15 protein-coding genes are annotated in these 22,483 nt (G+C 72.2%); 6 read left to right on the top strand and 9 right to left on the bottom strand.

All coding sequences use genetic code 11. The features are described from left to right. Nucleotides 1–157: 157 nt before the first annotated feature. Nucleotides 158–391 carry a chaplin gene (locus ACFWVV_RS08430; protein ID WP_384358332.1) on the top strand — a complete coding sequence of 78 codons (234 nt, stop codon included), beginning with the start codon at nucleotides 158–160 and terminating at the stop codon, nucleotides 389–391. An 82-nt stretch (nucleotides 392–473) separates the two neighbouring features. On the opposite strand, the gene ACFWVV_RS08435 is transcribed toward ACFWVV_RS08430, so the two are convergent. After that, the gene (locus tag ACFWVV_RS08435) at nucleotides 474–1,397 is read right to left on the bottom strand and encodes a helix-turn-helix domain-containing protein (protein WP_384358334.1); all 924 of its coding nucleotides are present in this window, start codon (nucleotides 1,395–1,397) and stop codon (nucleotides 474–476) included. Nucleotides 1,398–1,515: 118 nt separating this feature from the next. Between ACFWVV_RS08435 and ACFWVV_RS08440 the strand changes: the two genes are divergently transcribed. Then, complete coding sequence (locus tag ACFWVV_RS08440) at nucleotides 1,516–2,574, top strand: NAD(P)-dependent alcohol dehydrogenase (RefSeq protein WP_384358336.1); 1,059 nt, start codon at nucleotides 1,516–1,518, stop codon at nucleotides 2,572–2,574. Nucleotides 2,575–2,647: 73 nt separating this feature from the next. On the opposite strand, the gene ACFWVV_RS08445 is transcribed toward ACFWVV_RS08440, so the two are convergent. The 7 genes from ACFWVV_RS08445 to ACFWVV_RS08475 all read right to left on the bottom strand — a co-directional run bounded on the left by ACFWVV_RS08445 (nucleotide 2,648) and on the right by ACFWVV_RS08475 (nucleotide 13,103). Continuing rightward, nucleotides 2,648–3,385, bottom strand: coding sequence for a hypothetical protein (locus ACFWVV_RS08445; protein ID WP_384358338.1), 738 nt, complete (start codon nucleotides 3,383–3,385; stop codon nucleotides 2,648–2,650). 146 nt (nucleotides 3,386–3,531) lie between these two features. Beyond that, complete coding sequence (gene hemG / locus ACFWVV_RS08450; protein WP_384358340.1) at nucleotides 3,532–4,911, bottom strand: protoporphyrinogen oxidase; 1,380 nt, start codon at nucleotides 4,909–4,911, stop codon at nucleotides 3,532–3,534. Then, complete coding sequence (locus ACFWVV_RS08455; protein WP_384358342.1) at nucleotides 4,899–6,248, bottom strand: TIGR04053 family radical SAM/SPASM domain-containing protein; 1,350 nt, start codon at nucleotides 6,246–6,248, stop codon at nucleotides 4,899–4,901. The genes hemG and ACFWVV_RS08455 overlap by 13 nt, the downstream gene beginning before the upstream one ends. Continuing rightward, nucleotides 6,245–6,973 (bottom strand): respiratory nitrate reductase subunit gamma, encoded by a 729-nt coding sequence (gene narI, locus ACFWVV_RS08460; protein WP_384358344.1) that lies wholly within the window; start codon nucleotides 6,971–6,973, stop codon nucleotides 6,245–6,247. Before narI ends, ACFWVV_RS08455 begins: the two co-directional genes overlap by 4 nt. Then, nucleotides 6,966–7,787, bottom strand: coding sequence for a nitrate reductase molybdenum cofactor assembly chaperone (gene narJ / locus ACFWVV_RS08465; RefSeq protein ID WP_384358346.1), 822 nt, complete (start codon nucleotides 7,785–7,787; stop codon nucleotides 6,966–6,968). Before narJ ends, narI begins: the two co-directional genes overlap by 8 nt. Beyond that, complete coding sequence (gene narH, locus ACFWVV_RS08470) at nucleotides 7,784–9,325, bottom strand: nitrate reductase subunit beta (protein ID WP_384358348.1); 1,542 nt, start codon at nucleotides 9,323–9,325, stop codon at nucleotides 7,784–7,786. Before narH ends, narJ begins: the two co-directional genes overlap by 4 nt. A 1-nt stretch (nucleotide 9,326) precedes the next feature. After that, nucleotides 9,327–13,103 carry a nitrate reductase subunit alpha gene (locus ACFWVV_RS08475; protein WP_384358350.1) on the bottom strand — a complete coding sequence of 1,259 codons (3,777 nt, stop codon included), beginning with the start codon at nucleotides 13,101–13,103 and terminating at the stop codon, nucleotides 9,327–9,329. Between the two features lie 279 nt (nucleotides 13,104–13,382). Here ACFWVV_RS08475 and ACFWVV_RS08480 point away from each other — a divergent pair, with 279 nt between their 5' ends. From ACFWVV_RS08480 to rph, 3 genes are all read left to right on the top strand, one after another. After that, the gene (locus tag ACFWVV_RS08480) at nucleotides 13,383–15,632 is read left to right on the top strand and encodes a YwiC-like family protein (protein WP_384358352.1); all 2,250 of its coding nucleotides are present in this window, start codon (nucleotides 13,383–13,385) and stop codon (nucleotides 15,630–15,632) included. 71 nt (nucleotides 15,633–15,703) lie between these two features. Then, the gene (locus ACFWVV_RS08485; protein ID WP_384358354.1) at nucleotides 15,704–16,537 is read left to right on the top strand and encodes an alpha/beta fold hydrolase; all 834 of its coding nucleotides are present in this window, start codon (nucleotides 15,704–15,706) and stop codon (nucleotides 16,535–16,537) included. Nucleotides 16,538–16,615: 78 nt separating this feature from the next. Further along, complete coding sequence (rph, locus tag ACFWVV_RS08490) at nucleotides 16,616–19,372, top strand: rifamycin-inactivating phosphotransferase (RefSeq protein ID WP_384358356.1); 2,757 nt, start codon at nucleotides 16,616–16,618, stop codon at nucleotides 19,370–19,372. 53 nt (nucleotides 19,373–19,425) lie between these two features. Here the strand turns inward: rph and ACFWVV_RS08495 are convergent, their stop codons facing one another. Beyond that, on the bottom strand, nucleotides 19,426–19,836 hold the full coding sequence (locus tag ACFWVV_RS08495; RefSeq protein ID WP_384358358.1) for a Fur family transcriptional regulator: 411 nt from the start codon (nucleotides 19,834–19,836) through the stop codon (nucleotides 19,426–19,428). 274 nt (nucleotides 19,837–20,110) lie between these two features. Here ACFWVV_RS08495 and katG point away from each other — a divergent pair, with 274 nt between their 5' ends. After that, nucleotides 20,111–22,360 (top strand): catalase/peroxidase HPI, encoded by a 2,250-nt coding sequence (gene katG / locus ACFWVV_RS08500; RefSeq protein WP_384358360.1) that lies wholly within the window; start codon nucleotides 20,111–20,113, stop codon nucleotides 22,358–22,360. Nucleotides 22,361–22,483 lie beyond the last annotated feature (123 nt).

Here is a 22,483-nt window from a genome sequence, read left to right on the forward strand (position 1 = left end):
CCGGGCCCACCGGGCCGGCCACCAAGGCGAAGCCGGCCGCTCCGGGCAGACCGGGGCTCCGGCCCGGCCGAGCCGTGGCCCGGCAGGCCCACGGGCAAGCCGGTCGAGCGGCCCGGACTCCGTACACCTCACTGATACACCTCTGAAAGGACCCACCATGCAGTACAAGAAGATCGCCGCAGTCGCCGCCGGTTCGCTGATGGCCCTCGGCGTTGCCTCCCCCGCCATGGCCGACGCCGAGGCCGAGGGCGTCACCTCGAACTCCCCCGGCGTCATCTCGGGCAACGCCGTCCAGGTTCCCGTGCACATCCCGGTGAACCTCTGCGGCAACACGGTCAACGTGATCGGTCTGCTGAACCCCGCCTTCGGCAACACCTGCGTCAACAAGTAACTCCGCATTCCGGACCCACGGGTCCGGATCCGGCCGGCCCCCGGACGCACACCGCGTCCGGGGGCTTTGCGTGGGGCAGCCGCTAGTTCCCCGGGCCCGTCGCGCCGGCGCGCGTCGCGTCCGCTCCCCAGCTGGCGAGCAGCCGCAGCCCCTGGGCCGACGCCGAGTCCGGCTCCGCGTGGTACGTCACCAGTGCCTGGTCGTGGTCGTCGGGCAGCCGCAGGGTCTCGTACGACAGGGTCAGCTCGCCCACCAGGGGGTGGTGCAGGCGCTTGACTCCGTGGCCCTTCTCCCGCACGTCGTGCGTGGCCCACAGGCTCCGGAACTCCTCGCTCTTCACGGAGAGCTCACCGACCAGGGCCGAGAGCAGGGGGTCGTTCGGGAAGCAGCCCGCCTCCATCCGCAGGAAGCTCACCATGTCCGAGGCCTTCTGCTCCCAGTTCACGAACAGCTCGCGGGTCCCCGGGTGCAGGAAGCAGATGCGTGCCCAGTTCCGCTCCTCGGGGGGCAGTGCGGCCCAGTCGCCGAAGAGGGCGGCGGCCATGCGGTTCCAGCCCAGGATGTCCGAGCGGCGGCCCACCACATAGGCGGGAACGCCGTCCATCGCGTCCATCAGATGGTGCAGCGCGGGGCGCATGTGCTGGGGGCGGGCCGGGCGCCGCTTCTTGTGCTGCTTGGGTTTGGCCAGGTGCATCAGATGGGAGTGCTCGGCGTCCGTGAGGCGCAGCGCGCGGGCGATCGCGTCCAGGACCTCGCCCGAGACGTTGCGGCCGTTGCCCTGTTCGAGGCGGGTGTAGTACGCCACGGAGACGCCGGCGAGCTGCGCGAGCTCCTCGCGGCGCAGGCCGGGCACCCGCCGGTGGCGTCCGAAGTTCGGCAGACCGACGTCCTCCGGCTGCAGCCGGGCCCGGCGGGTGCGCAGGAACTCACTGAGCTCGGCGCGACCGTCGAGGGGCTCCGGAGCGGGCAGGTCCGGGGCGGGCGGATGGGTCGGCGAGTCGTCCATGGTGTCCAGTATCCAGGGTCGTACGCACAGCATCCTGTCCCCGCCAGTAGTAGGACCACTGGACGTAGGCAGGACGGTGACCTGGGTGAATGTCTCCGAGGCTGGCACCGTGGACGGCATGACCGCACAGACCAGCACCACGACCGTTTCCGCTTACGCCGCACCGTCCGCCAAGGCCCCCCTGGAGCGGACCACCATTCCGCGCCGCCCGGTGGGCGAGTCCGACGTACTGATCGACATCAAGTACTCCGGCATCTGTCACTCGGACATCCACCAGGCGCGCGACGGCTGGGGCGAGGGCATCTTCCCGATGGTCCCGGGCCACGAGATCGCCGGTGTCGTCACCGAGGTGGGCTCCGCCGTCACCAGGTTCGCGGTCGGTGACCGGGTGGGCGTCGGCTGCATGGTCGACTCCTGCCGCGAGTGCGAGAACTGCGTGGCCGGCCTCGAGCAGTACTGCGTCAAGGGCAACGTCGGCACGTACAACGCCCTCGACAAGAACGGGGAGCCCACGTACGGCGGCTACTCCACCCACATCGTGGTGGACGAGGCCTTCACGGTCCGCATCCCCGACGGCCTGTCCCTGGATGTCGCCGCGCCGCTGCTGTGCGCGGGCATCACCACGTACTCCCCGCTCGCCCACTGGAACGCGGGCCCCGGCAAGAAGGTCGCCGTCGTCGGCCTCGGCGGTCTCGGCCACATGGCCGTCAAGATCGCTCACGCGATGGGCGCCGAGGTCACCGTGCTCTCGCAGACCCTGCGCAAGAAGGACGACGGCCTGAAGCTGGGCGCCGACCACTACTACGCGACCAGTGACGAGGCGACCTTCGAGCAGCTCAGGGCCGGCTTCGACCTGATCGTCTCGACCGTCTCCGCGCCGCTGCCGCTGGACAAGTACCTGAGCCTGCTGCGCACGGACGGTGCGATGGTGAACGTCGGCGCTCCCGAGGAGCCCGTTTCGCTCAACCTCTTCTCGGTGATCGCGGGTCGCAAGACCCTCGCGGGCTCCGGCATCGGCGGCATCCAGGAGACCCAGGAGATGCTGGACTTCTGCGCGGAGCACGGTCTGGGCGCGGAGATCGAGCTGATCGACGCCGACCAGATCAACGAGGCGTACGAGCGGGTCCTGGCCAGCGACGTGCGCTACCGGTTCGTGATCGACGCGTCGACGATCTGAGAGACGTGGCTCAGGCCCTCCCCGCTCCGTGTGCCGACGGGCGGGGAGGGCCTCTGCCGTGGTGACGTCCTTCTCAGGAGAGGCGGGCGGCGACGGTCCTCGCGATCTGGGGCAGGACCTTTTCCATCCACAGGTCCCTGCGCTTCTGTACGGCCGCGAGGTTCTCGCTCTTCTCCGCTCCGGGCTCCGGCATCTGCGCCACGCCCGCGGCGTCGGTGTCCCCGTCCACCTCGAACACGTACGCCCCCTGGAGGCAGGTCACCTTGGCGCTGAACCCCTCCCCGACGCGGTAGCAGTCCTTCGCCCCCCACGACCCGGCCAGGTCGGCGAAGCCCTTCTCCTTCTTGACCGCCCTGTCCTTGTCCTCGCGGTACTCCTTCGCGACCAGGGCGGGGTCGGCGATCGTGGTCACCAGGAGGCTGAAGTGGCTGTTGGGGAACTCCTTCTCGCCGTCGGAGGGGAGGTGGAACTCGTACTTGCAGCCGGCCCGGGGCACGTCACCGGTGGTGCCGGGGGCGGCCTCGACCAGCGGGTTGAAGTTCATGATCGTCAGCTTCCGCGGCTCGCGGGTGACGGATTTCGCCTGGGGCAGCACGGCGCGCAGCTCTTCGTCGGTCACCAGCTTGCAGCCGTCGGGCCACTGCGACAGCGTGACCGCCGAGCCCCGGGGCGGCTTCAGTCCCAGGGTGTCCCCCGCGGGCCTGGCCGAGCCGTACTCGACGGGCGTCGGCGGCTCTTCCCCTGCGCACCCGGTCAGCAGCGCGGTGCCCGCCGCCACGGTCAGCGCGATCAAGCCCGTTCGGTATTTCATTTCTTCTCCCCGTCCCATGCCGTCACGGTCACCCGTCCGCCCCCGAAGGCCCGCACCGCCCCGAAGGCGGTGCGGGCCACGCGCGGCGCGGACAGTATGCCCGACGGATGTGGAGGTCCGGGGCCGGACGGGTGGGAAGCGTGCTGTCAGCCCGCCGGCAGCCGTTGCGCCGCCGCCCTTCCCGTCGCGACGCAGGCCGCCACTCCCACGCCCTCGTACAGCGCGCCGCAGACCTGTACGCCCGGCAGGGCGCCGGTCGCCTCACGGATCGCGGCGACCCGGTCCGCGTGGCCGACGTCGTACTGCGGGAGTCCGCGGTACCAGCGGGTCACCTTCGAGGCGAGGAGGTCCCCCAACGGGCCGACGGCTGCGGTGAGTTCGGTGCGGGCGAGGGAGGTCAGCCGGTGGTCGTCCAGGCCGAGCAGGTGCTCCTCACCGGCCCTGCCGACGGAGGCGCGCAGGACGAGGGCCGAGGGCGCCGCGTCGCGCTGCCAGGGCCACTTGCGGGTGAGGAAGGTGGCGGCCTTGATCGTACGGCCCTCCACCGGCGGGACGAGGAAGCCGTTCAGTCCGGGCGGCGGGCCGTCCCCCCTTCCGTCGAACGCCATCGTGAGGACGGCCGATCCGGCGTGCCGGACGGCCGTGAGCGCGGCGTGCGCGGCGGGTGAGTGCGGGCGCAGGAGGGGCGCGGCGGCGTGCGCGGGCAGGGCGAGGACGAGGGCGTCGGCGTCGAGCGCGAGCGGGCCCTGCGCGGTGACGGAGTGCACCCGCCAGCGCCCGCCGGGGATGCGTTCGAGGCCGAGTGCGGTGGTGCGGGTGAGGACGCGGGCGCCGCTCGCGCGGGCGACGGCGAGCGGGAGGCGGCCGGTGCCGCCCGCGAGGCCGCGCACCACTTGGGGGGTGCGTCCCGGCGCGGGGCGGGGTGGGACGCGGTCGCGCAGGGCGGCCAGGAGCGAGCCGCCCGAGGCGGCGATCGCCGCGATGCCGGGCATGGCGGAGCGCAGGGACAGGTGGTCGGTACGGCCCGCGTAGATGCCGCCGAGGAGCGGTTCGACGAGGCGGTCGAGCGCCTCACGGCCGATGCGCGGCGTGAGGTATTCGGCGACGCTGAGGTCACCGGTGACGGGCGCGGCCGGTACCGCTTCTTCCCGCGCGAGCCGTGCGAGGCCCTCGTCGGACAGCAGGCCGGTGCCGGCCAGGACGCCGGGGTCGGGCGGGAGGCCCAGTACGTGGCCGGCGGGCAGCGGGCGGAGGGCTCCGCGGGTCCACAGGGTCACCGGAGCGGGGGCGGGGTCGCACAGGGCGTCGCCGAGCCCGACCTCCTCGGCCAGGCGTACGGCCTCCGGGCGCATCGCCATCAGGGATTCGGCGCCCTCGTCGACGGGGATGCCGGCCAGGGTGCCGGTGCGGAGTTTGCCGCCGACGACCTCGTGGGCCTCCAGGACGGTGACGTCGGCCTTGCCGCGCAGTTCCCAGGCGGCGGCGAGTCCGCTGATGCCTCCGCCGATGACGATCACTGAGCGCACGGGGTCTCCTTCGTGGTCTGCTGACATGCGGCCGTGGTCTGCTGACATGCGGCTGTGGTCTGCTGACATGCGGCCGTGGTCTGCTGCCACGCGGCCGTGGTCTGCTGCCACGCGGCCGGCTGATGGGCGCACCACGGGTCGGCGGCGAGGTGGTCGCCGGTGACGGCGTAGGCCCGGGAGCGCGAGCCGCCGCACACCGCTGCGTACTCGCAGACGCCGCACTTGCCCCGTAGCCGCGACGGGTCGCGCAGCTCCTGAAACAGGGGTGATTCACGGTAAATGTCCGGCAATGGGCGGCGTTTGGTGTTGTCCGCGGACAACGGAAGGAACCCGCTGGGGGTGACGTCGCCGGTGTGCGTGATGAAGACGAAGCCGCGCCCGGAGGACACGTCCATGGGTGGGCGGCGGACCGCCCGGTGCGCGCCGTCGAAGAGCCCGAGGGCGGTCGCGCGGGCGGTGAGGCGGGCGTGCAGCGGGCCCGTGCGGGGCTGTTCCCCGCGTTCGGCGAGCGCGGCACGTTGCAGGACGACGCGGCGGAAGTGGTGGCCCTCGGTGGCCTTGGTGGCCATGACCGCGCCGCAGTCGTACAGGAAGTGCAGGACGTCCTCGGTCTCCTCCGGGGTGAGCGAGGCGAGTTCCGCGCCGCGTCCGGTGGGCACCAGCAGGAACCCGGACCAGAGCATCGCCTTCTCGCGGTGGACGAGGGCGGCGATGTCGGCGAGGTCGTCCAGGCTGTGACGGGAGACGGTGGTGTTGACCTGCACCTTGAGGCCGAGTGCACGGGCCGTGCGCCAGGCGTCGAGGGTCAGGCCGAAGACCCCTTCGACACCCCGGAAGGTGTCGTGGCGGGCGGCGGTCGAGCCGTCGACGCTGAGCGACAGGGCGACCGCTCCCGCGTCCCGTACGGCCGTCAGGTTCTGCCGGGTGAGGGTCGGGGTGCCGGACGGGGAGACGGCGACGCGCAGGCCCAGCGCCGTGCCGTACGCGATCAGTTCGGTGAGGTCGGGGCGCTGGAAGGGGTCGCCTCCGGTGACCACGAAGAGGGGGTGGGGGCGGCCGAAGGAGGCGATCTGGTCCATCAGGTCGCGGGCCTGCGCACTGCTCAGCTCGCGCGGGTCGCGCCGTGGGATGGCCTCCGCCCTGCAGTGCAGGCAGGCCAGTGGGCAGGCGCGGGTGGCTTCCCAGATGACCAGGAAGGGGCGCTCCGCGACGGCGTGGCGGGGGGTGCGGACCAGTCGGGAGCGGGGGGCGGCGGGGGCCGGGGCGGGCGTCGTGGCCGCGCCCCCCGTTCCGTTTCCGGCCGGGCCGGGGTGCGTCACCGCGTGTGCGTACGTCATCGGGTGTGCTCCCAGCCCCGGCGCTCCGCGCGCTGCCCCACGGTCCGGGGGTCCCGGCTGCGGTAGACCACGTACGGCCGGAAGAGGTACTTCACCGGGGCGCTGAACATGTGCACCAGCCGCGAGTACGGGATCAGCGCGAACAGGGTGAAGCCGAACAGGATGTGCAGCTTGAAGGCAAGCGGGGCGCCCGCCATCAGCGCGTAGTCCGGCGAGAGGGCGAACAGGGAGCGGAACCACGGGGAGATGCCCTCGCGGTAGTTGTAACCGTGCGTCGCACCGGTCGAGTTGAGGATCGTGGCGAGCAGGCCGAGGGTGATCGCGCCGAGCAGGAACGTGTACATCAGATGGTCGCTGCGCAGCGTCGCGCGGCGCACGGCCGGCACCTTGAGGCGGCGGTACACGAGCAGTCCGATGCCGACGGCCGCCGCCGCGCCCGCGACCGCGCCTGTGCCGACGGCGACGAGGTGGTACGTGTGGTCGCTGACGCCGACGGCGTCGGTCCAGCTCCGCGGGATCAGCAGTCCGACGACGTGGCCGAGCACGACGAAGAGCATCCCGAAGTGGAAGAGCGGCGAGCCGACGCGCAGCAGTTTCGACTCGTGGAGCTGGGAGGAGTGCGTGGTCAGCCCGAACTGGTCGTAGCGGGCACGCCAGACGGTACCCGCGATCAGCAGCGCGATCGATACGTAGGGCAGGACGCCCCACAGGAGCAGGTCACTCATGCCGAGGGCCTTTCGGGGATGCGGGCGCCACGGCGGCGGGTGCGGGCGCTGCGGGCTGCGTGCCCGGGACGGCGGGCGCCGCGGAGGCCGTGCCCGGGAAAGGCGGAACTCCGGCAGCGGAGGGCGCAACCGCGGAGGGTGGAACTCCGGCAGCGGCGGAGGACGCGGGCACCCCGAGGGCTGGCCAGGGCAGGTCGGCGCCCCGGCCGAACGGCGTCGGCGGGGAGCCGATGCCGACGAGTTCGCGCGGCGGCCCGTTGCGGGCCATCGCCTTGGCCTCCTCCTTCGTCTGCGGGGAGGGGCCGGGGAGGGTGGTGCAGAGCGCTTCGAGTACGGCGGTGTACGGGGTACCGGCCGAGGTGACGGCCAGGCGCAGCAGTTCCAGGCCGACCCGGTGCTCCTCCAGGAGGGCGGTGCCCGCGTCCGGGTGGCGGGCGGCGAAGTCCAGGGCGACGGGGAGGAAGTCGGGCAGTTCCTCGTCGGCGTACTCCAAACCCTTGTCACGGTAGATCTGCTTGATGCGGACCAGGGAGAGGCCGCGCCGCCGGGTGTCGCCGTCGGCCCACCAGGTGAGGTACAGGCAGCGGCGGTTGCGGGTGTCGAAGGTGGCCGTGTAGTGGGCGCACAGGTCGAGCGGCTCGGTGGCGGCGACGTGGTCGAGGAAGCCCCCGAGCAGAGCGGCGGCCTCGGGTCCGGCGCCGTCCAGCGCGCCGCGGAGCTGCGGCAGGTCCGCGTACAGCCGGGAGTCCGGGTACTCCAGGCAGCGTCCGGCGATCAGCCGGGTCACGGAGTCCGACGTCAGAAGGGTGCTCATGCGCTCCTCCTGGTGGTGCCGAGGTTGAGCATCACCCGGGTGGGGGTTTGCACCGGGAGCGCGGCGACGGGGCAGGCGGCGTCGCCCGCCTCCTCGAAGGGGTGGCTGTCGGCGAGCGCGTCGGCGTCGGCGCGGGCGGCGCTGGGGACCACGAAGCGGTCCTCCAGCTTGGCGACGGCAAGGAGCCGGAACATGTCCTCCATCTCCTCGCCGGTGAGACCGACCGCGCGGGCGATCGACTCGTCGCGTTCCTCGCCGAGGTTGACGCGCCGCATGTAGGCGCGCATGGCGGCCATCCGGTGCAGGACCGCGTCCACGACGCCGGTGTCACCGGCGGTGAGGATCCCGGCGAGGTACTCGACGGGGATGCGCAGGGCGTCGATCGCGCCGAACAGGTTGCCGGCGTCCTCGCCGTCGTGGCCGGTGGCGGCGACCGCTTCGACCACCGGGGACAGCGGCGGCACGTACCAGACCATCGGCATGGTGCGGTACTCCGGGTGGAGCGGGAGGGCGACCTGGTAGGTGGCGATGAGGTCGTACACCGGGGAGCGGCGGGCGGCGTCCAGCCACTCCTCGGTGATGCCGGACGCGCGGGCGGCTTCCTGGACGGCGGGGTCGTGCGGGTCGAGGAAGCACCCCAACTGGGCCGGGTAGAGGTCGTGTTCGTCCTCCACGGCCGCCGCTTCGGCGACCTTGTCGGCGTCGTACAGCAGCACGCCGAGGTAGCGCATGCGGCCCACACAGGTCTCGGAGCAGACCGTCGGCATGCCGGCTTCGATGCGCGGGAAGCAGAAGGTGCATTTCTCCGCCTTGCCGGTGGAGTGGTTGAAGTAGACCTTCTTGTACGGGCAGGCGGAGACGCACATCCGCCAGCCGCGGCACTGGTCCTGGTCGACCAGCACGATGCCGTCCTCGGCGCGCTTGTACATCGCGCCGGAGGGGCAGGCGGAGACGCACGCCGGGTTGAGGCAGTGTTCGCAGAGGCGCGGCAGGTAGAACATGAAGGACTGCTCGAACTCGAAGCGGATCCTCTCGCCCACCTCGTCGCGGATCTTCTCCACGACCGGGTCGCGGGGGCCGTGCTCGACGGCGCCGCCGAGGTTGTCGTCCCAGTTCGGACCCCATTCGATTCTGTCGAGGGGAGCGCCGGTGACCGTGTCGACGGGCCGGGCGGTGGGCAGGTCGTTGCCCGCCGGGGCGTCGGTGAGGTTCTTGTACTCGTACGTCCAGGGCTGGTAGTAGTCGGAGATCTCCGGGAGTCCGGGGTTGGCGAAGAGGCTGCCGAGGCGCTTGAGCCGGCCGCCGGAGCGCAGCCGCAGCCTGCCGGAGCGGGTGCGCTCCCAGCCGCCCTTCCACTTCTCCTGGTCCTCCCAGCGGCGGGGGTAGCCCTGCCCGGGGAGGGTCTCGACGTTGTTGAACCAGACGTACTCGGTGCCCTGCCTGTTGGTCCACGTCTGCTTGCAGGTGACGGAGCAGGTGTGGCATCCGATGCACTTGTCGAGGTTCATGACCATCGCGACCTGTGCCATGACGCGCATGTCAGTACTCCACGTTCTGGCTGCGGCGACGGATCACGGTGATCTCGTCGCGCTGGTTGCCGGTCGGGCCGAGGTAGTTGAAGGCCCAGGTCAACTGGGCGTATCCGCCCACGAGATGGGTGGGCTTGAGCATCACGCGGGTGAGGGAGTTGTGGATGCCGCCGCGCCGGCCGGTCTTCTCGGTGCGGGGGACGCCCACCGTGCGCTCCTGGGCGTGGTTCATGTAGACCGTGCCGGGCGGCATCTTGTGGGAGACGATCGCGCGGGCGGTGACGACGCCGTTGCGGTTGACCGCCTCGATCCAGTCGTTGTCGGCGACGCCGATCGACTCGGCGTCCTGCGGGGACATCCAGATGGTCTGGCCGCCCCGGCCGAGCGCCATCATGTAGTGGTTGTCCTGGTACATGGAGTGGACGGCCCACTTGTTGTGCGGAGTGAGGTAGCGCACGGCGACGCTCTTCTCCTCGACGCGGCCGAGCTCCGGTTCCCCGTACAGCCGGTGCATGTTGAGCGGCGGCTTGTAGACCGGGAGTGCCTCGCCGACCTCGTGCAGCCAGTCGTGGTCGAGGAAGAAGTGCTGACGGCCCGTCAGGGTGTGCCAGGGCTTGAGGTGTTCGGTGTTGACGGTGAACGCGGTGTAGCGGCGTCCGCCGGACTCGCTGCCGGACCACTCGGGGGAGGTGATGACCGGGACCGGGCGGGCCTGGGTGTCGGCGAAGGTGACCCGCTTGCCCTCGGCCTCGGCGGCCAGGTGGGCCATTTTCGTACCGACCTTCTTCTCCAGGGTTTCGAAGCCCTGGACGGCGAGGCGGCCGTTGGAGGTGCCGGACAGGGAGAGGATCGCCTCGCAGGCACGCTGGGCGGTGTCCAGACGGGGGCGGCCTGAGGCGACTCCGCCGCGTACGGCCCCGTTCTTCTCGCCCAGGTACGCGACCTCTTCGCCGACCTCGAAGGTGATGGCCTTGGTGGTCACGCCGAGCTTGTCGACCAGCGGGCCCAGCGCGGCGAACTTGTCCCCGATCGCGCCGTAGTCGCGTTCCACGACGGTCAGGTTGTACATGGTGCGCCCCGGCACCGGCTCGCACTCGCCCCTGGACCAGTCGAGGGCGACGCCGCCGGGCTGGGCCATCTCGCCGCCGGGGGTGTCGTGCTGCAGCGCGGTGGCCACCACGTCCCTGCGTACGCCCAGGTGTCCGGCAGCCAGTTCGCTGAAGCGGCGGGCCAGCGCGTGGAAGGCGTCGTAGTCGGAGCGGGCCTGCCAGGGCGGGTCGACGGCCGGGGTGAAGGCGTGCAGGAAGGGGTGCATGTCCGTGGAGGACAGGTCGTGCTTCTCGTACCAGGTGGCGGCCGGCAGGACGACGTCGGCGAGCAGTGTCGTGGACGTCATCCGGAAGTCCATCGCCATCAGCAGGTCGAGCTTTCCCTCGACGTCCTCCTCGCGCCAGGTGACGTCGCGCGGCGTACAGCGGGGGCCGTCGTCGGGGAGGTTGTGGTGGGTGCCCAGGAGGTGCTTGAGGAAGTACTCGTTGCCCTTGGAACTGGAGCCGAGGAGATTGGCCCGCCAGACGTTGAGGACGCGCGGCCAGTTCCGCGGGTCGTCGGGATCCGCGCCCGCGAACCCCAACTCGCCCGACCTGAGCTGGTCGACCACGTGCTGTACGGGGTCCTGCGCCTCGCCGAGTTCGAGGGGGTTGCGGTCGAAGGTGGGGTACGAGGGCATCCAGCCCATCCGGGCGGACGCGGCCAGGCAGTCGGCGCCGGACATGCCGTCGAAGGCACCCTCGGCGAGGGGGGACGCGAGGGCTTCGGCGGGCAGGGTGTCGTACCGCCACTGGTCGGTGTGCAGGTAGAACCAGCCCGCGCCGATCATGTGGCGGGGCGGGCGCGCCCAGTCGGAGGCACTGGCGAGGGTGGCCCAGCCGGTGACCGGGCGGCACTTCTCCTGGCCGACGTAGTGGCCCCAGCCGCCGCCGTTGCGGCCCTGGCAGCCGGTCAGGGTGAGCAGGGCGAGGAAGGCACGGTAGATGGTCTCGGAGTGGAACCAGTGGTTGGTGCCGGCCCCCATGAGGATCATGCAGCGGCCCTGCGACTTCTCCGCCGTCTCACCGAACTCCCGCGCCACGCGGGCCGCTTGGGCTGCCGGTACGGAGGTGAGGGTCTCCTGCCAGGCGGGGGTGCCGGGCTGGGAGGCGTCGTCGTACGAGGTGGGCCACTCGCCCGGGAGGCCGTCGCGGGCGACTCCGTACTGGGCGAGCATCAGGTCGTACACGGTGGTGACGAGGTGGCCGCCGATGCGGCGGACGGGGACGCCGCGCCGCACGGTGCCCGGCTGGTCCTCCTCGAAGCGGGGCAGCACGATCTCGGCGGTGCCCGCCGCGTGGAGGCCCGCCGCGCCCTCTCCGTGGAGAGCCGCCGTGCCCGCCGTGTGGAGACCCGCCGGGCCCTCTCCGTGGAGACCCGCCGTGCCCGCCCTCCGGAGCTCCGCCGGGTCCTCCCCGTAGAGGCTCAGCCTGGGGACGGTGTCGCCGAGGCCGAGGTTCCAGTCGGGGGTCTCGCCGGTGCCCCAGCGGTGGCCGAGGGTGCCGTGCGGGACGACGGGCTCGCCGGTCGTGTCGTCGACGAGGACGGTCTTCCAGCGCGCGTTCTCGGTGTCGGGACCGAGGCCGGCCGCATGGAGGTCGGCCGCGTTCAGGAATTTCCCCGGGACGAGGCCCTGTCCGGTGTCGCGGAGCGTGACCAGGAAGGGGAGATCCGTGTACTGCCGTACGTAGTCACGGAAGAACGGCGTCTCGCGGTCGACGAAGAACTCCTTGAGGACGACGTGCCCCATCGCGAGCGCGAGGGCGCCGTCGGTCCCCGGGTGCGGGTGCATCCACTCGTCGGCGAACTTGGTGTTGTCGGCGAAGTCCGGCGAGACGGTGACGACCTTCTGGCCCCGGTAGCGGGCCTCGGCCATCCAGTGCGCGTCGGGCGTCCGGGTCACGGGGACGTTCGAGCCCCACATCATCAGGTACGCGGCGTCCCACCAGTCGCCCGACTCGGGGACGTCGGTCTGGTCGCCGAAGACCTGCAGCGAGGCCACCGGCAGGTCGGCGTACCAGTCGTAGAAGGACAGCATCGGCGCGCCGATGAGGGAGTGGAAGCGGGCGCCGGCCGCGTGCGAGGCCATCGACATCGCGGGGATCGGGGAGAAGCCCGCCACCCGGTCGGGGCCGTGCTCCTTGATCGTGTGGACATGCGCGGCGGCGGCGATCTCCAGCGCCTCGTCCCAGCTCGCCCTCACCAGCCCGCCCTTGCCCCTGGCCTGCTGGTACGTACGCCGGCGGGCGGGGTCGCGCTGGATGTCCGCCCAGGCGAGGACGGGGTCCTTCAGCCGCTTCTTCGCCTCCCGGTACATCGACAGCAGGGTGCCGCGCACATAGGGGTGGCGCACCCGGGTCGGCGAGTAGCTGTACCAGGAGAAGGACGCGCCGCGGGGGCAGCCGCGCGGCTCGTACTCGGGGCGGTCGGGCCCGACGGAGGGATAGTCCGTCGCCTGGGTCTCCCAGGTGATGATCCCGTCCTTGACGTAGACCTGCCAGCGGCAGGAGCCGGTGCAGTTCACCCCGTGCGTGGAGTTCACGACCTTGTCGTGGCTCCAGCGGTCACGGTAGAACGCCTCGCCGTCCCGCCCGCCGGTGCGGTGCACCGTTCTCAGATCGTCGGACACTTCGGCCTTGGTGAAGTACCGCCCGGCTTTGAGCAGTGCTTCCGCAGCGCCGCCCTGATTCTGCCGCAACTTGACCCTCCAGGAAATGGAACGTCTCCGGAAAAGGGAGACTCCGGCCCTGATCCACCGGCGAAGCGTCGGTCGATTCCTTGGACGCTCCCGAGCCTATGCCCGCATTTCCGCAGGTCGGGGGGACTTTGGTCCCACCAGACAGTGACCTAATTCCGCAATTCCGCTTTCCGGGAGGTGACATGGTGGAATTCGGCAACAAAATGCTTGCGCAAAAGGCCTTTTGGCCCGCAGGCGCGCCGGATCACGGTGGACGGCTTACGAAGGACGGTCGATCGCATGCACTCCTGGGCGCACGCCCGCACGGTGGCGGCCTCGGCCGCACCCGCACTCCTGCCGCGGCGGCTGCCCCCGGCCGAGGCGGTCGGCAGGTCGCTGGCCCGGCCGCTCGTCTCCCTCACCGATCTGCCCGCCTTCGCCACCTCGGCGATGGACGGCTGGGCGGTGTGCGGACCGGGGCCGTGGCAGGTACGGGGCCGGGTGCTGGCGGGCGACTCGGGTGATGTCGGCGATACGGGCGCACGGCTCGGGCCCGGCGGTACCGGCGGGCCCGGAAGCACCGGCGATACCGGCGGGCCCGGAAGCACCGGCGATACCGGCGGTACCAGCGGCTCCCGCGGCAGCGCCGGGCCGCTGGTGCCCGGCAGCGCGGTCGCCATCGCCACCGGGGCGCCGGTGCCCGAGGGCACGGCCCTGGTGCTGCGCAGCGAGGACGGAGAACTCGGCGCCGACGGGCTCCTGACCGCTCGCGGCGCCCTCGCCCCGCCCGGCCGTGACATCCGCCCGCGCGGCCAGGAGTGCCGGGCCGGCGACGCGCTGCTCCCGGCCGGGACGCGCGTCACCCCCGCCGTGCTGGGCCTGGCGGCGGCCTGCGGACACGACGCCCTCACCGTGACCGCGCGTCCCACGGCCGACCTTCTGGTGCTCGGCGACGAACTCCTCGACCGGGGGCTGCCCGGGCGCGGCCGGGTCCGCGACGCACTGGGCCCGCTGCTCGTGCCGTGGCTGGACGCGCTCGGCGCCCTGGTGTCCGCCCCGCGCCGGATCGCGGACGACCTCGGCGCGCTGCGCACCGCGCTGGCCACCTCGACGGCGGACGTGGTGCTCACCACCGGCGGCTCCGCCCGGGGGCCCGTCGACCACGTGCGCCGCGCCCTGGAGTCGCTCGGAGCGCGGCTGCTGGTCGACAGCGTCGCCCTGCGTCCCGGGCACCCCATGCTGCTGGCGGTGCTCCCGGACGGCAGGCCCGTGGTGGGGCTGCCGGGCAATCCGTTCGCGGCGGTCGCGGCGACGGCCACCCTCGCCGTGCCGTTGCTGCGCACCCTGGCGGGACTGCCGCAGGCGGCTTCGGTCGGGCTGCCCGCAGGGGTACGGCTGACCGGGCGCGCTCCGTCCACGGCACTGGTGCCGGTCGCGGTGCGGGCCCGGGCGGTGCACCCGCTCGACTTCCGGGGGCCCGCGATGCTGCGCGGCCTGGCACTCTGCGACGCGCTGGCCGTCGTACCGCCCGGGGGTGTGCGGGGCGGGTGCGGCCGTACGGCTGCTGCCCGCACCGGGGGACGTGGAGGCCCCGGGGGAGGTCCTGGAGGGTGGGGCCGGGCCGGATGGCGTCCTGCCGGATGCCGTGCCCCCGGTGAGTGGGGTCCTGCCGGGTGGTGTCCTGCCGGATGCCGTGCCCCAGGGGGGTGGGGCCGGGCCGGGTGGAGTCCTGCCGGATGCCGTGGCGAGTGCCCTCCCGCCGGATGCCGTCATGTCCGGGCCGGGGCCGGGGCCGGTGCGGCAGGGGGCCGTCGCGTGAGCCGGCGGACGACGTGGGTGCCCGTCCAGCACGGGGCGTGGGCCATGCTGACCGTTCCGTTCGCCGCGGGCACCTTCCTGGGCGGGGCGACGTGGCTGCATCTTCCGCTGTTCGTCTGCTGGTTGCTGGCGTACACGACGGCCTTCCACCTCCAGCAGTTCGTACGGCTGCGCAGGCTGTCCCGCAATCCCCGGGCGGCGCGGCGGCACCTGCGGCCGCTGCTGGTCCTCGGGGCCGTGCTCGCGGTACTGGGCTGCCCCCTGCTGGTGCTGCGGCCGTGGCTGCTCGTCGCGGTCGTCGCCGCGCTGCCGTTCTGCGTCGTGAACACCTGGTACGCGCTGCGCAACCGTGAACGGGCGCTGGTGAACGGCCTGGTGGCGGTCGTGCCCGCGTGCGCCGTGCTGCTGGTCGCGCTGCGGCTGGGCGGCGGGACGCTCGCCGAGGGCGCGGTGCCGCTCGCGCTCTGCCTGCTCTACTTCGGCGGCACGGTGCTGTACGTGAAGACCATGATCCGGGAGCGCCACAACCCCCGCTACCTGTATGCCTCGGTGGCGTACCACGCGGTGGCGCTGGTCTGCGCGGTGCTGCTGCTGCCGGTGTCCGCCGTGCTGTTCGGCTGCTGTCTGCTGCGGGCGGTACTGCTGCCCGGGCGGGGGCTGCGGGTGCGGACGGTGGGGCTGGTCGAACTGGGGTGCTCGGCAGCGCTGCTCGGCATCCTGCTGGCCCGCTGAGAGCGGTCGCCGCCGCCTGCGCCGCCCCTTCCCCGCCGAGCGCCGCTCCCTCGCCCGCATAGGGTTTCGGCATGAACTCCACAGCCGGTTCCATAGCCGTACGCGGCGCCACGATCCAGTACGACGACTTCGGGCCCTCGGCCGGACTGCCGGTCCTGCTGATCCACGGCCACCCCTTCAACCGCACCCTGTGGGCGCCCCAGGCCGAGGCGCTTTCCGAGGCCGGGTACCGCGTCATCACCCCCGACCTGCGCGGGTACGGGGGCAGCAGTGTCACACCGGGGAAGGTCTTCCTCGCAGACTTCGCCGACGACCTGGCCGCTCTCCTCGACCACCTGGGCATCGAACGGGCGGTGGTGGGCGGGGTTTCCATGGGCGGTCAGATCACCATGGAGTTCCAGCGCAGGCACCCCGGGCGTGTCCACGCGCTGGTCCTGTCCGACACCTCGGCACCCGCCGAGACCGACGAGGGCAAGCGGTTCCGCAACGGCCTGGCCGACCGGCTCCTCGCCGAGGGGATGGACGGCTACGCGGGCGAGGTGATCGACAAGATGCTCGCCGCGTACAACGTCACCGCGCTGCCGGAGGTCGCCGCACGCGTGCTGGGGATGATGCGCGCCACCGACCCGCGCGGCGCCGCGGCGGCCCTGCGCGGGCGGGCCGAACGCCCGGACTACCGGGACACATTGGCTTCGGTGACCGCTCCCGTGCTGATCGTCGTCGGCGCCGACGACGTCTACACACCGGTCGCGGACGCGGAACTGATCCACGGCCTCGTCCCGCACGCGGAGCTGACGGTCGTCGAGGGCGCGGGCCACCTGCCGGGAGCCGAGCAGCCCGAGCGCTTCAACGCCGCCCTGCTGGACTTCCTCGCCGGGAACGCGGTCACCGACGGCCGGGGCTGACCGGGGCGGCCGGAGGGAGGAGATGATCAAGACCGTGACCGAACACGGGCGAGCGTCCGAGAGAGAAGGCGGCAAGCGATGAACACGTGTGTGGTGGACCTGAGGGACGTGGACGAGACGCGGACCGCGCTCGTCGGCGGCAAGGGCGCGCACCTGGGGGCACTGTCGCGGATCGAGGGTGTCCGGGTCCCGGACGGCTTCTGTGTGACGACGGACGCCTTCCGGCGGGTCGTGGCCGGTGCGCCGTCGGTCGGTGCGCTGCTCGACCGGCTGTCGCGGGTGGACCCGGAGGACCGGGAGGCGGTCCGCACGCTCAGCGCGGAGGTCCGGCGGGCCGTCGAGGGGATCGCCGTTGCGGACGATCTCGCCGCGTCGGTCACCGGGGCGCTCGCCCGGCTCGGCGAGGGGACCGCCTGTGCCGTCCGGTCCAGCGCCACGGCCGAGGACCTGCCGACGGCGTCGTTCGCCGGCCAGCAGGACACGTATCTGAACGTCGTGGGGCCGACGGCGGTGCTCCAGCACCTCAGCCGGTGCTGGGCCTCGCTGTTCACCGAGCGGGCCGTGATCTACCGCGGGCGCAACGGCATCGACCACCGTACGGTCCAGATGGCCGTCGTGGTGCAGCGGATGGTCATGCCGGAGGCGTCCGGCATCCTGTTCACCGCCGACCCGGTCACCGGAAACCGGAAGGTGGCGGTCGTCGACGCGGGTTTCGGGCTCGGCGAGGCGCTGGTCTCCGGCCTGGTGAACCCGGACGTCTTCCAGGTGCGGGACGGCGAGATCGTCGCCAGGACCATCGCCGCCAAGCAGCTCGCCGTGCGGGCCCTGCCCGGCGGTGGTGTGCAGGAGGTGGCCGTCGGCCTGGAGCAGCAGGCACTGCCCGCGCTGACGGATGAACAGGCCCTGCGGCTGGTACGGCTCGGGCGGCACATCGAGGCGCACTTCGGGCGCCCGCAGGACATCGAGTGGTGTCTGGCCGACGACGTCTTCCAGATCGTGCAGAGCAGGCCGATCACGACGCTGTTCCCCGTCCCGGCCGTCCCCGCTGTCCCTGCCGTCCCCGCCGACCCCGCCGAGGCTTCCGGGGCTCCCGGGGCTTCCGGGGCTCCCGGGGCCGACGAGGCTTCGGGCGCCGACGAGACTTCCGGCGCCGGCGGACGGGAGACCCGTGTCTACGCCTCCGTCGGCCATCTGCAGATGATGACCGACGCCATGCGGCCGCTCGGGCACTCCCTGTGGCGGCTGACGGCCATGGTGCCGATGCAGGAGGCCGGCGGAAGGCTGTACGTCGACGTCACGCCCCGCCTGGCCTCGCCGGCGAGCCGCGCCGCGCTCCTGGAGATGATGGGGAAGTCCGACCCGCTGCTCAGGGACGCGCTGGAGACCGTGGTCGACCGCGGCGACTTCGCACCGTCGCTGCCGGACACGGACGCCGGCGGGACGCCGGGCGGGGGTACACCGGGCGGTGGGGCCACCCCCGCGGGGACCACTCCCGCGGAGGTCGATCCGGCCCTCGTGGCCGAACTGGTCGCGCGCAGCGAGGCGTCCGTCGCCGCCCTGGCGCGCGACATCGCGGCCCAGAGCGGTCCTGCCCTCTTCGACTTCCTGCTGGAGGCCTTCGAGGAGCACCGACGGGTCCTCGCCGACCCGCAGAGCATGCGGGCGATCATGGCGGGGATGGAAGCCACCTGGTGGCTCAACGACAAACTCCTCGAGTGGCTGGGCGAGAAGAACGCGGCCGACACGCTCACCCTGTCCGTCCCCGGCAACATCACCTCCGAGATGGGGCTGGAGCTGCTCGACGTCGCGGACGCGATCCGCCCGTACCCGGAAGTGGTGGACTTCCTCCAGGGCGTCGGGGAATCCGGCGCGGGAGAAGCCGGCGACGGGGACTTCCTGGACGATCTCGCGAAGCTCCCGGGCGGCGCCGAGGCGCGCGCTGCCATCGACGCGTACCTCAACAGGTACGGGATGCGCTGCGTCGGCGAGATCGACATCACCAGGCCGCGGTGGCACGAGCGCCCCGGCACGCTCGTGCCCGCGATCCTCGACAACGTCAGGAACTTCGGGCCCGGTGCCGCCGCACGGCGCTTCGAGGAGGGACGGCAGCAGGCGCTGAAGAAGGAGCTGGACGTGCTGTCCCGGCTGCGCGCCCTGCCGGACGGGGAGCGCAGGGCCGAGGAGACCAAGCGGATGATCGACCAGGTGCGGGCCTTCGCCGGGTACCGGGAGTACCCCAAGTACGGCATCATCAGCCGCTATTGCCTGTACAAGCGGGCCCTCATGGCGGAGGCCGGGCGCCTCGTGCGGGCGGGCGTGCTCTCCCGGCAGGAGGACGTCTTCCAGCTGACCTTCCAGGAGTTCCACGACGTCGTGCGCACGCAGACGGTGGACGAGGAGCTCCTGCGGCAGCGCGAGGAGGAATTCCGCCAGTACCGGGCGCTCACCCCGCCCCGGGTGCTCACTTCGGACGGCGAGGCGGTGAACGGGGCGTACCGGCGCGACGACGTGCCGGACGGCGCACTGGCCGGGCTGCCGGTGTCGGCGGGCACCGTCGAGGGCCGGGCCAGGGTCGTCCTCGATCTGGCGGACGCGGATCTCGCGGCGGGCGACATCCTGGTCACGACCTTCACCGACCCCAGCTGGACGCCGCTGTTCGTCGGCATCGCGGGCCTGGTCACGGAGGTGGGTGGCCAGATGACGCACGGTGCGGTGATCGCCAGGGAGTACGGTCTGCCCGCCGTCGTGGGTGTGGAGCGGGCCACCGGGCTGATCCGGGACGGGCAGTGGATCCGGGTGCACGGCACCGACGGGTACGTCGAGATCCTGCCCTGACCGGCGGGGTGCCCGGGGGCCTGGCGGGTCCCCGGGCACCCGGGCCCCCGGTGTCAGACGCAGGCCGGGCACAGCCCCCGGTAAGTGATCGCCGCCGCCGAGACGGTGAAGCCGTAGCGCTGGTCGGCGGGCAGGGCCTCCAGCGGGTCGCCGGCCGGGTGCACGTCGCGGATGACACCGCAGCCGGAGCACACCAAGTGCTGGTGCGGACGGTGGGCATTGGGGTCGTACCGCTTGGCGCGGCCGTCGGTGGAGAGCTCCGTGACCTCGCCCAGGGAGACCATCTCGCCCAGGGTGTTGTAGACGGTCGCCCGCGAGATCTCGGGGAGCCGCCCCACCGCCCGGGCGTGCACCTCGTCGGCCGTGAGATGCACGTGGTCGCCGTCGAGCACCTCGGCGACGACACGCCGTTGGGAGGTCAGCCGCCAGCCGCGCCCACGCAGCCGCTGAAGCAGGTCACTCATGAGGACCACCCGATCGGAGTTGGTGAAGTGGTTCGAGTTTAGAGCCCGTTGTCAGAATTTTGAGGAAAGATGCATCAGGTGAGCTTCTTGACCTGGAACCTGTCCACCATAGGATCGCTTCTTGGCGACAGGCCCAGGGGCAGGACGCCCAGGGACAGGCCACCGGGCAGTCCGGCGGACAGGGCTCCAGGCATTCCCCTGCGACCGCCCGCTCATTCAACTTGCCCATCCACGCACTCGACTTGCTGGCCCGCCCAGTTGCGAGAGGACCTCCATGGTTGACAACCACGACGCGATCGTCACCGACGCGAAGACCGATGAAACCGGTGGAACGGGCGGGGCGGAGGGCTGCCCCGTCGCGCACGGACGTGCCCCGCACCCCACCCAGGGTGGCGGGAACCGGCAGTGGTGGCCCGAGCGCCTCAATCTGAAGATCCTCGCGAAGAACCCCGCCGTGTCCAACCCGCTCGGCGAGGAGTTCGACTACGCGAAGGCGTTCCAGAGCCTGGACCTGCCCGCCGTGAAGCGGGACATCGCCGAGGTGCTGACGACCTCGCAGGACTGGTGGCCGGCCGACTTCGGCCACTACGGCCCGCTGATGGTCCGGATGGCGTGGCACAGCGCGGGCACGTACCGCATCAGCGACGGCCGTGGCGGCGCGGGTGCGGGCCAGCAGCGGTTCGCGCCGCTCAACAGCTGGCCGGACAACGTCAGCCTGGACAAGGCGCGGCGGCTGCTGTGGCCGGTGAAGAAGAAGTACGGGCAGAGCCTGTCGTGGGCCGACCTGATGATCCTCACCGGCAATGTCGCCCTGGAGTCGATGGGTCTGGAGACCTTCGGCTTCGCCGGCGGCCGGGCCGACGTCTGGGAGCCCGACGAGGACGTCTACTGGGGCCCGGAGACCACCTGGCTCGACGACGAGCGCTACACGGGCGACCGTGAGCTGGAGAACCCGCTCGGCGCAGTCCAGATGGGGCTGATCTACGTCAACCCGGAGGGCCCCAACGGCACTCCCGACCCGATCGCGGCGGCCCGCGACATCCGCGAGACGTTCCACCGGATGGCGATGAACGACGAGGAGACCGTCGCCCTGATCGCGGGCGGCCACACCTTCGGCAAGACGCACGGCGCGGGCCCCTCGGAGTCCGTGGGCGACGACCCCGAGGCCGCCTCCCTGGAGCAGCAGGGCCTCGGCTGGCGCAACAGCCACGGCACCGGCAAGGGCGCCGACACGATCACCAGTGGTCTGGAGGGTATCTGGACGGACACTCCGATCACTTGGGACAACTCCTTCTTCAACATCCTCTTCGGGTACGAGTGGGAGCTGTTCAAGAGCCCCGCGGGCGCGCACCAGTGGCGTCCGAAGGATGGAGCGGGCGCGGGCACCGTGCCCGACGCGCACGACCCGTCGAAGTCGCACGCCCCGACGATGCTGACGACCGACCTCGCGCTGCGCGTCGACCCGGCGTACGAGGCGATCTCGCGGCGCTTCAAGGACGACCAGGCCGCGTTCGCGGACGCCTTCGCCCGCGCCTGGTTCAAGCTGACGCACCGTGACATGGGCCCGGTCGTACGCTACTTGGGCCCCGAAGTCCCGAGCGAGACGCTGCTGTGGCAGGACCCGCTGCCCGCCCTGTCGCACAGTTGCGTCGGCGCCGATGAGGTGGCCGCCCTCAAGGAGCAGGTCCTCGCCTCCGGTCTTTCGGTGTCCGACCTGGTGTCGACCGCCTGGGCGTCGGCCTCCTCGTTCCGCGGCAGCGACAAGCGGGGCGGTGCCAACGGCGCCCGCATCCGTCTGGAGCCGCAGAGGGGCTGGGAGGTCAACGAGCCCGACCGGCTCGCCCAGGTGCTCCGTACCCTGGAGGGCATCCAGGAGTCGTTCAACTCGGGGCGCACCGACGGGAAGCGGATCTCGCTCGCCGACCTGATCGTCCTCGCGGGCGGCGCGGGCGTCGAGAAGGCCGCCAGGGACGCGGGCTCCGAGGTGGAGGTCCCCTTCACGCCGGGCCGGGTCGACGCGGCGCAGGACCAGACCGACGTGGAGTCGTTCGCCGCGCTGGAGCCGACCGCCGACGGGTTCCGCAACTACCTCGGCAAGGGCCACCGCCTGCCGGCCGAGTACCTGCTGATCGACCGGGCGAACCTGCTGAACCTGAGCGCCCCCGAGCTCACGGTGCTGGTCGGCGGGCTGCGCGTGCTGGGCGCCAACCACCAGGGTTCGCAGGCCGGTGTCTTCACCGAATCCCCCGGGAAGCTGACGAACGACTTCTTCGTCAACCTCCTCGACCTGGGCACCACATGGCACTCGGTCTCCGGTGACGCCGACACCTTCGAGGGCCGGAACGCCGCCTCGGGCGAGGTGAGGTGGACGGGCACCCGTGCCGACCTCGTCTTCGGCTCGAACTCCGAACTCCGCGCGCTCGCCGAGGTCTACGCGAGCGACGACGCGAAGGGGAAGTTCGTGACGGACTTCGTCGCGGCCTGGCACAAGGTGATGAACCTGGACCGGTTCGACCTGGTCTGATCGAGTCCGACCTGGTCCGCCCGGTCGGAAAGTACGAGGTGCGGGGCGGCCGGGGACGGGGGGGCCCCCCCACCGCGGGGTAGGGCCCCCCCCGCGGGGGGGAGGGGCGGGGGGGGCCCGGGG

Source organism: Streptomyces sp. NPDC058663 (assembly GCF_042716745.1).
Taxonomy (GTDB): Bacteria; Actinomycetota; Actinomycetes; order Streptomycetales; family Streptomycetaceae; genus Streptomyces.

Excerpts from the sequence above, each read along its gene's own strand:
- ACFWVV_RS08445 (WP_384358338.1), bottom strand. The coding sequence starts at position 3,385 with ATGAAATACCGAACGGGCTTGATCGCGCTGACCGTGGCGGCGGGCACC.
- rph (WP_384358356.1), top strand. The coding sequence starts at position 16,616 with ATGAACACGTGTGTGGTGGACCTGAGGGACGTGGACGAGACGCGGACC.
- katG (WP_384358360.1), top strand. The coding sequence starts at position 20,111 with ATGGTTGACAACCACGACGCGATCGTCACCGACGCGAAGACCGATGAA.
- ACFWVV_RS08495 (WP_384358358.1), bottom strand. The coding sequence starts at position 19,836 with ATGAGTGACCTGCTTCAGCGGCTGCGTGGGCGCGGCTGGCGGCTGACC.
- ACFWVV_RS08435 (WP_384358334.1), bottom strand. The coding sequence starts at position 1,397 with ATGGACGACTCGCCGACCCATCCGCCCGCCCCGGACCTGCCCGCTCCG.
- narI (WP_384358344.1), bottom strand. The coding sequence starts at position 6,973 with ATGAGTGACCTGCTCCTGTGGGGCGTCCTGCCCTACGTATCGATCGCG.
- narJ (WP_384358346.1), bottom strand. The coding sequence starts at position 7,787 with ATGAGCACCCTTCTGACGTCGGACTCCGTGACCCGGCTGATCGCCGGA.
- ACFWVV_RS08480 (WP_384358352.1), top strand. The coding sequence starts at position 13,383 with ATGCACTCCTGGGCGCACGCCCGCACGGTGGCGGCCTCGGCCGCACCC.
- ACFWVV_RS08485 (WP_384358354.1), top strand. The coding sequence starts at position 15,704 with ATGAACTCCACAGCCGGTTCCATAGCCGTACGCGGCGCCACGATCCAG.
- ACFWVV_RS08430 (WP_384358332.1), top strand. The coding sequence starts at position 158 with ATGCAGTACAAGAAGATCGCCGCAGTCGCCGCCGGTTCGCTGATGGCC.
- narH (WP_384358348.1), bottom strand. The coding sequence starts at position 9,325 with ATGCGCGTCATGGCACAGGTCGCGATGGTCATGAACCTCGACAAGTGC.
- ACFWVV_RS08455 (WP_384358342.1), bottom strand. The coding sequence starts at position 6,248 with ATGACGTACGCACACGCGGTGACGCACCCCGGCCCGGCCGGAAACGGA.
- ACFWVV_RS08440 (WP_384358336.1), top strand. The coding sequence starts at position 1,516 with ATGACCGCACAGACCAGCACCACGACCGTTTCCGCTTACGCCGCACCG.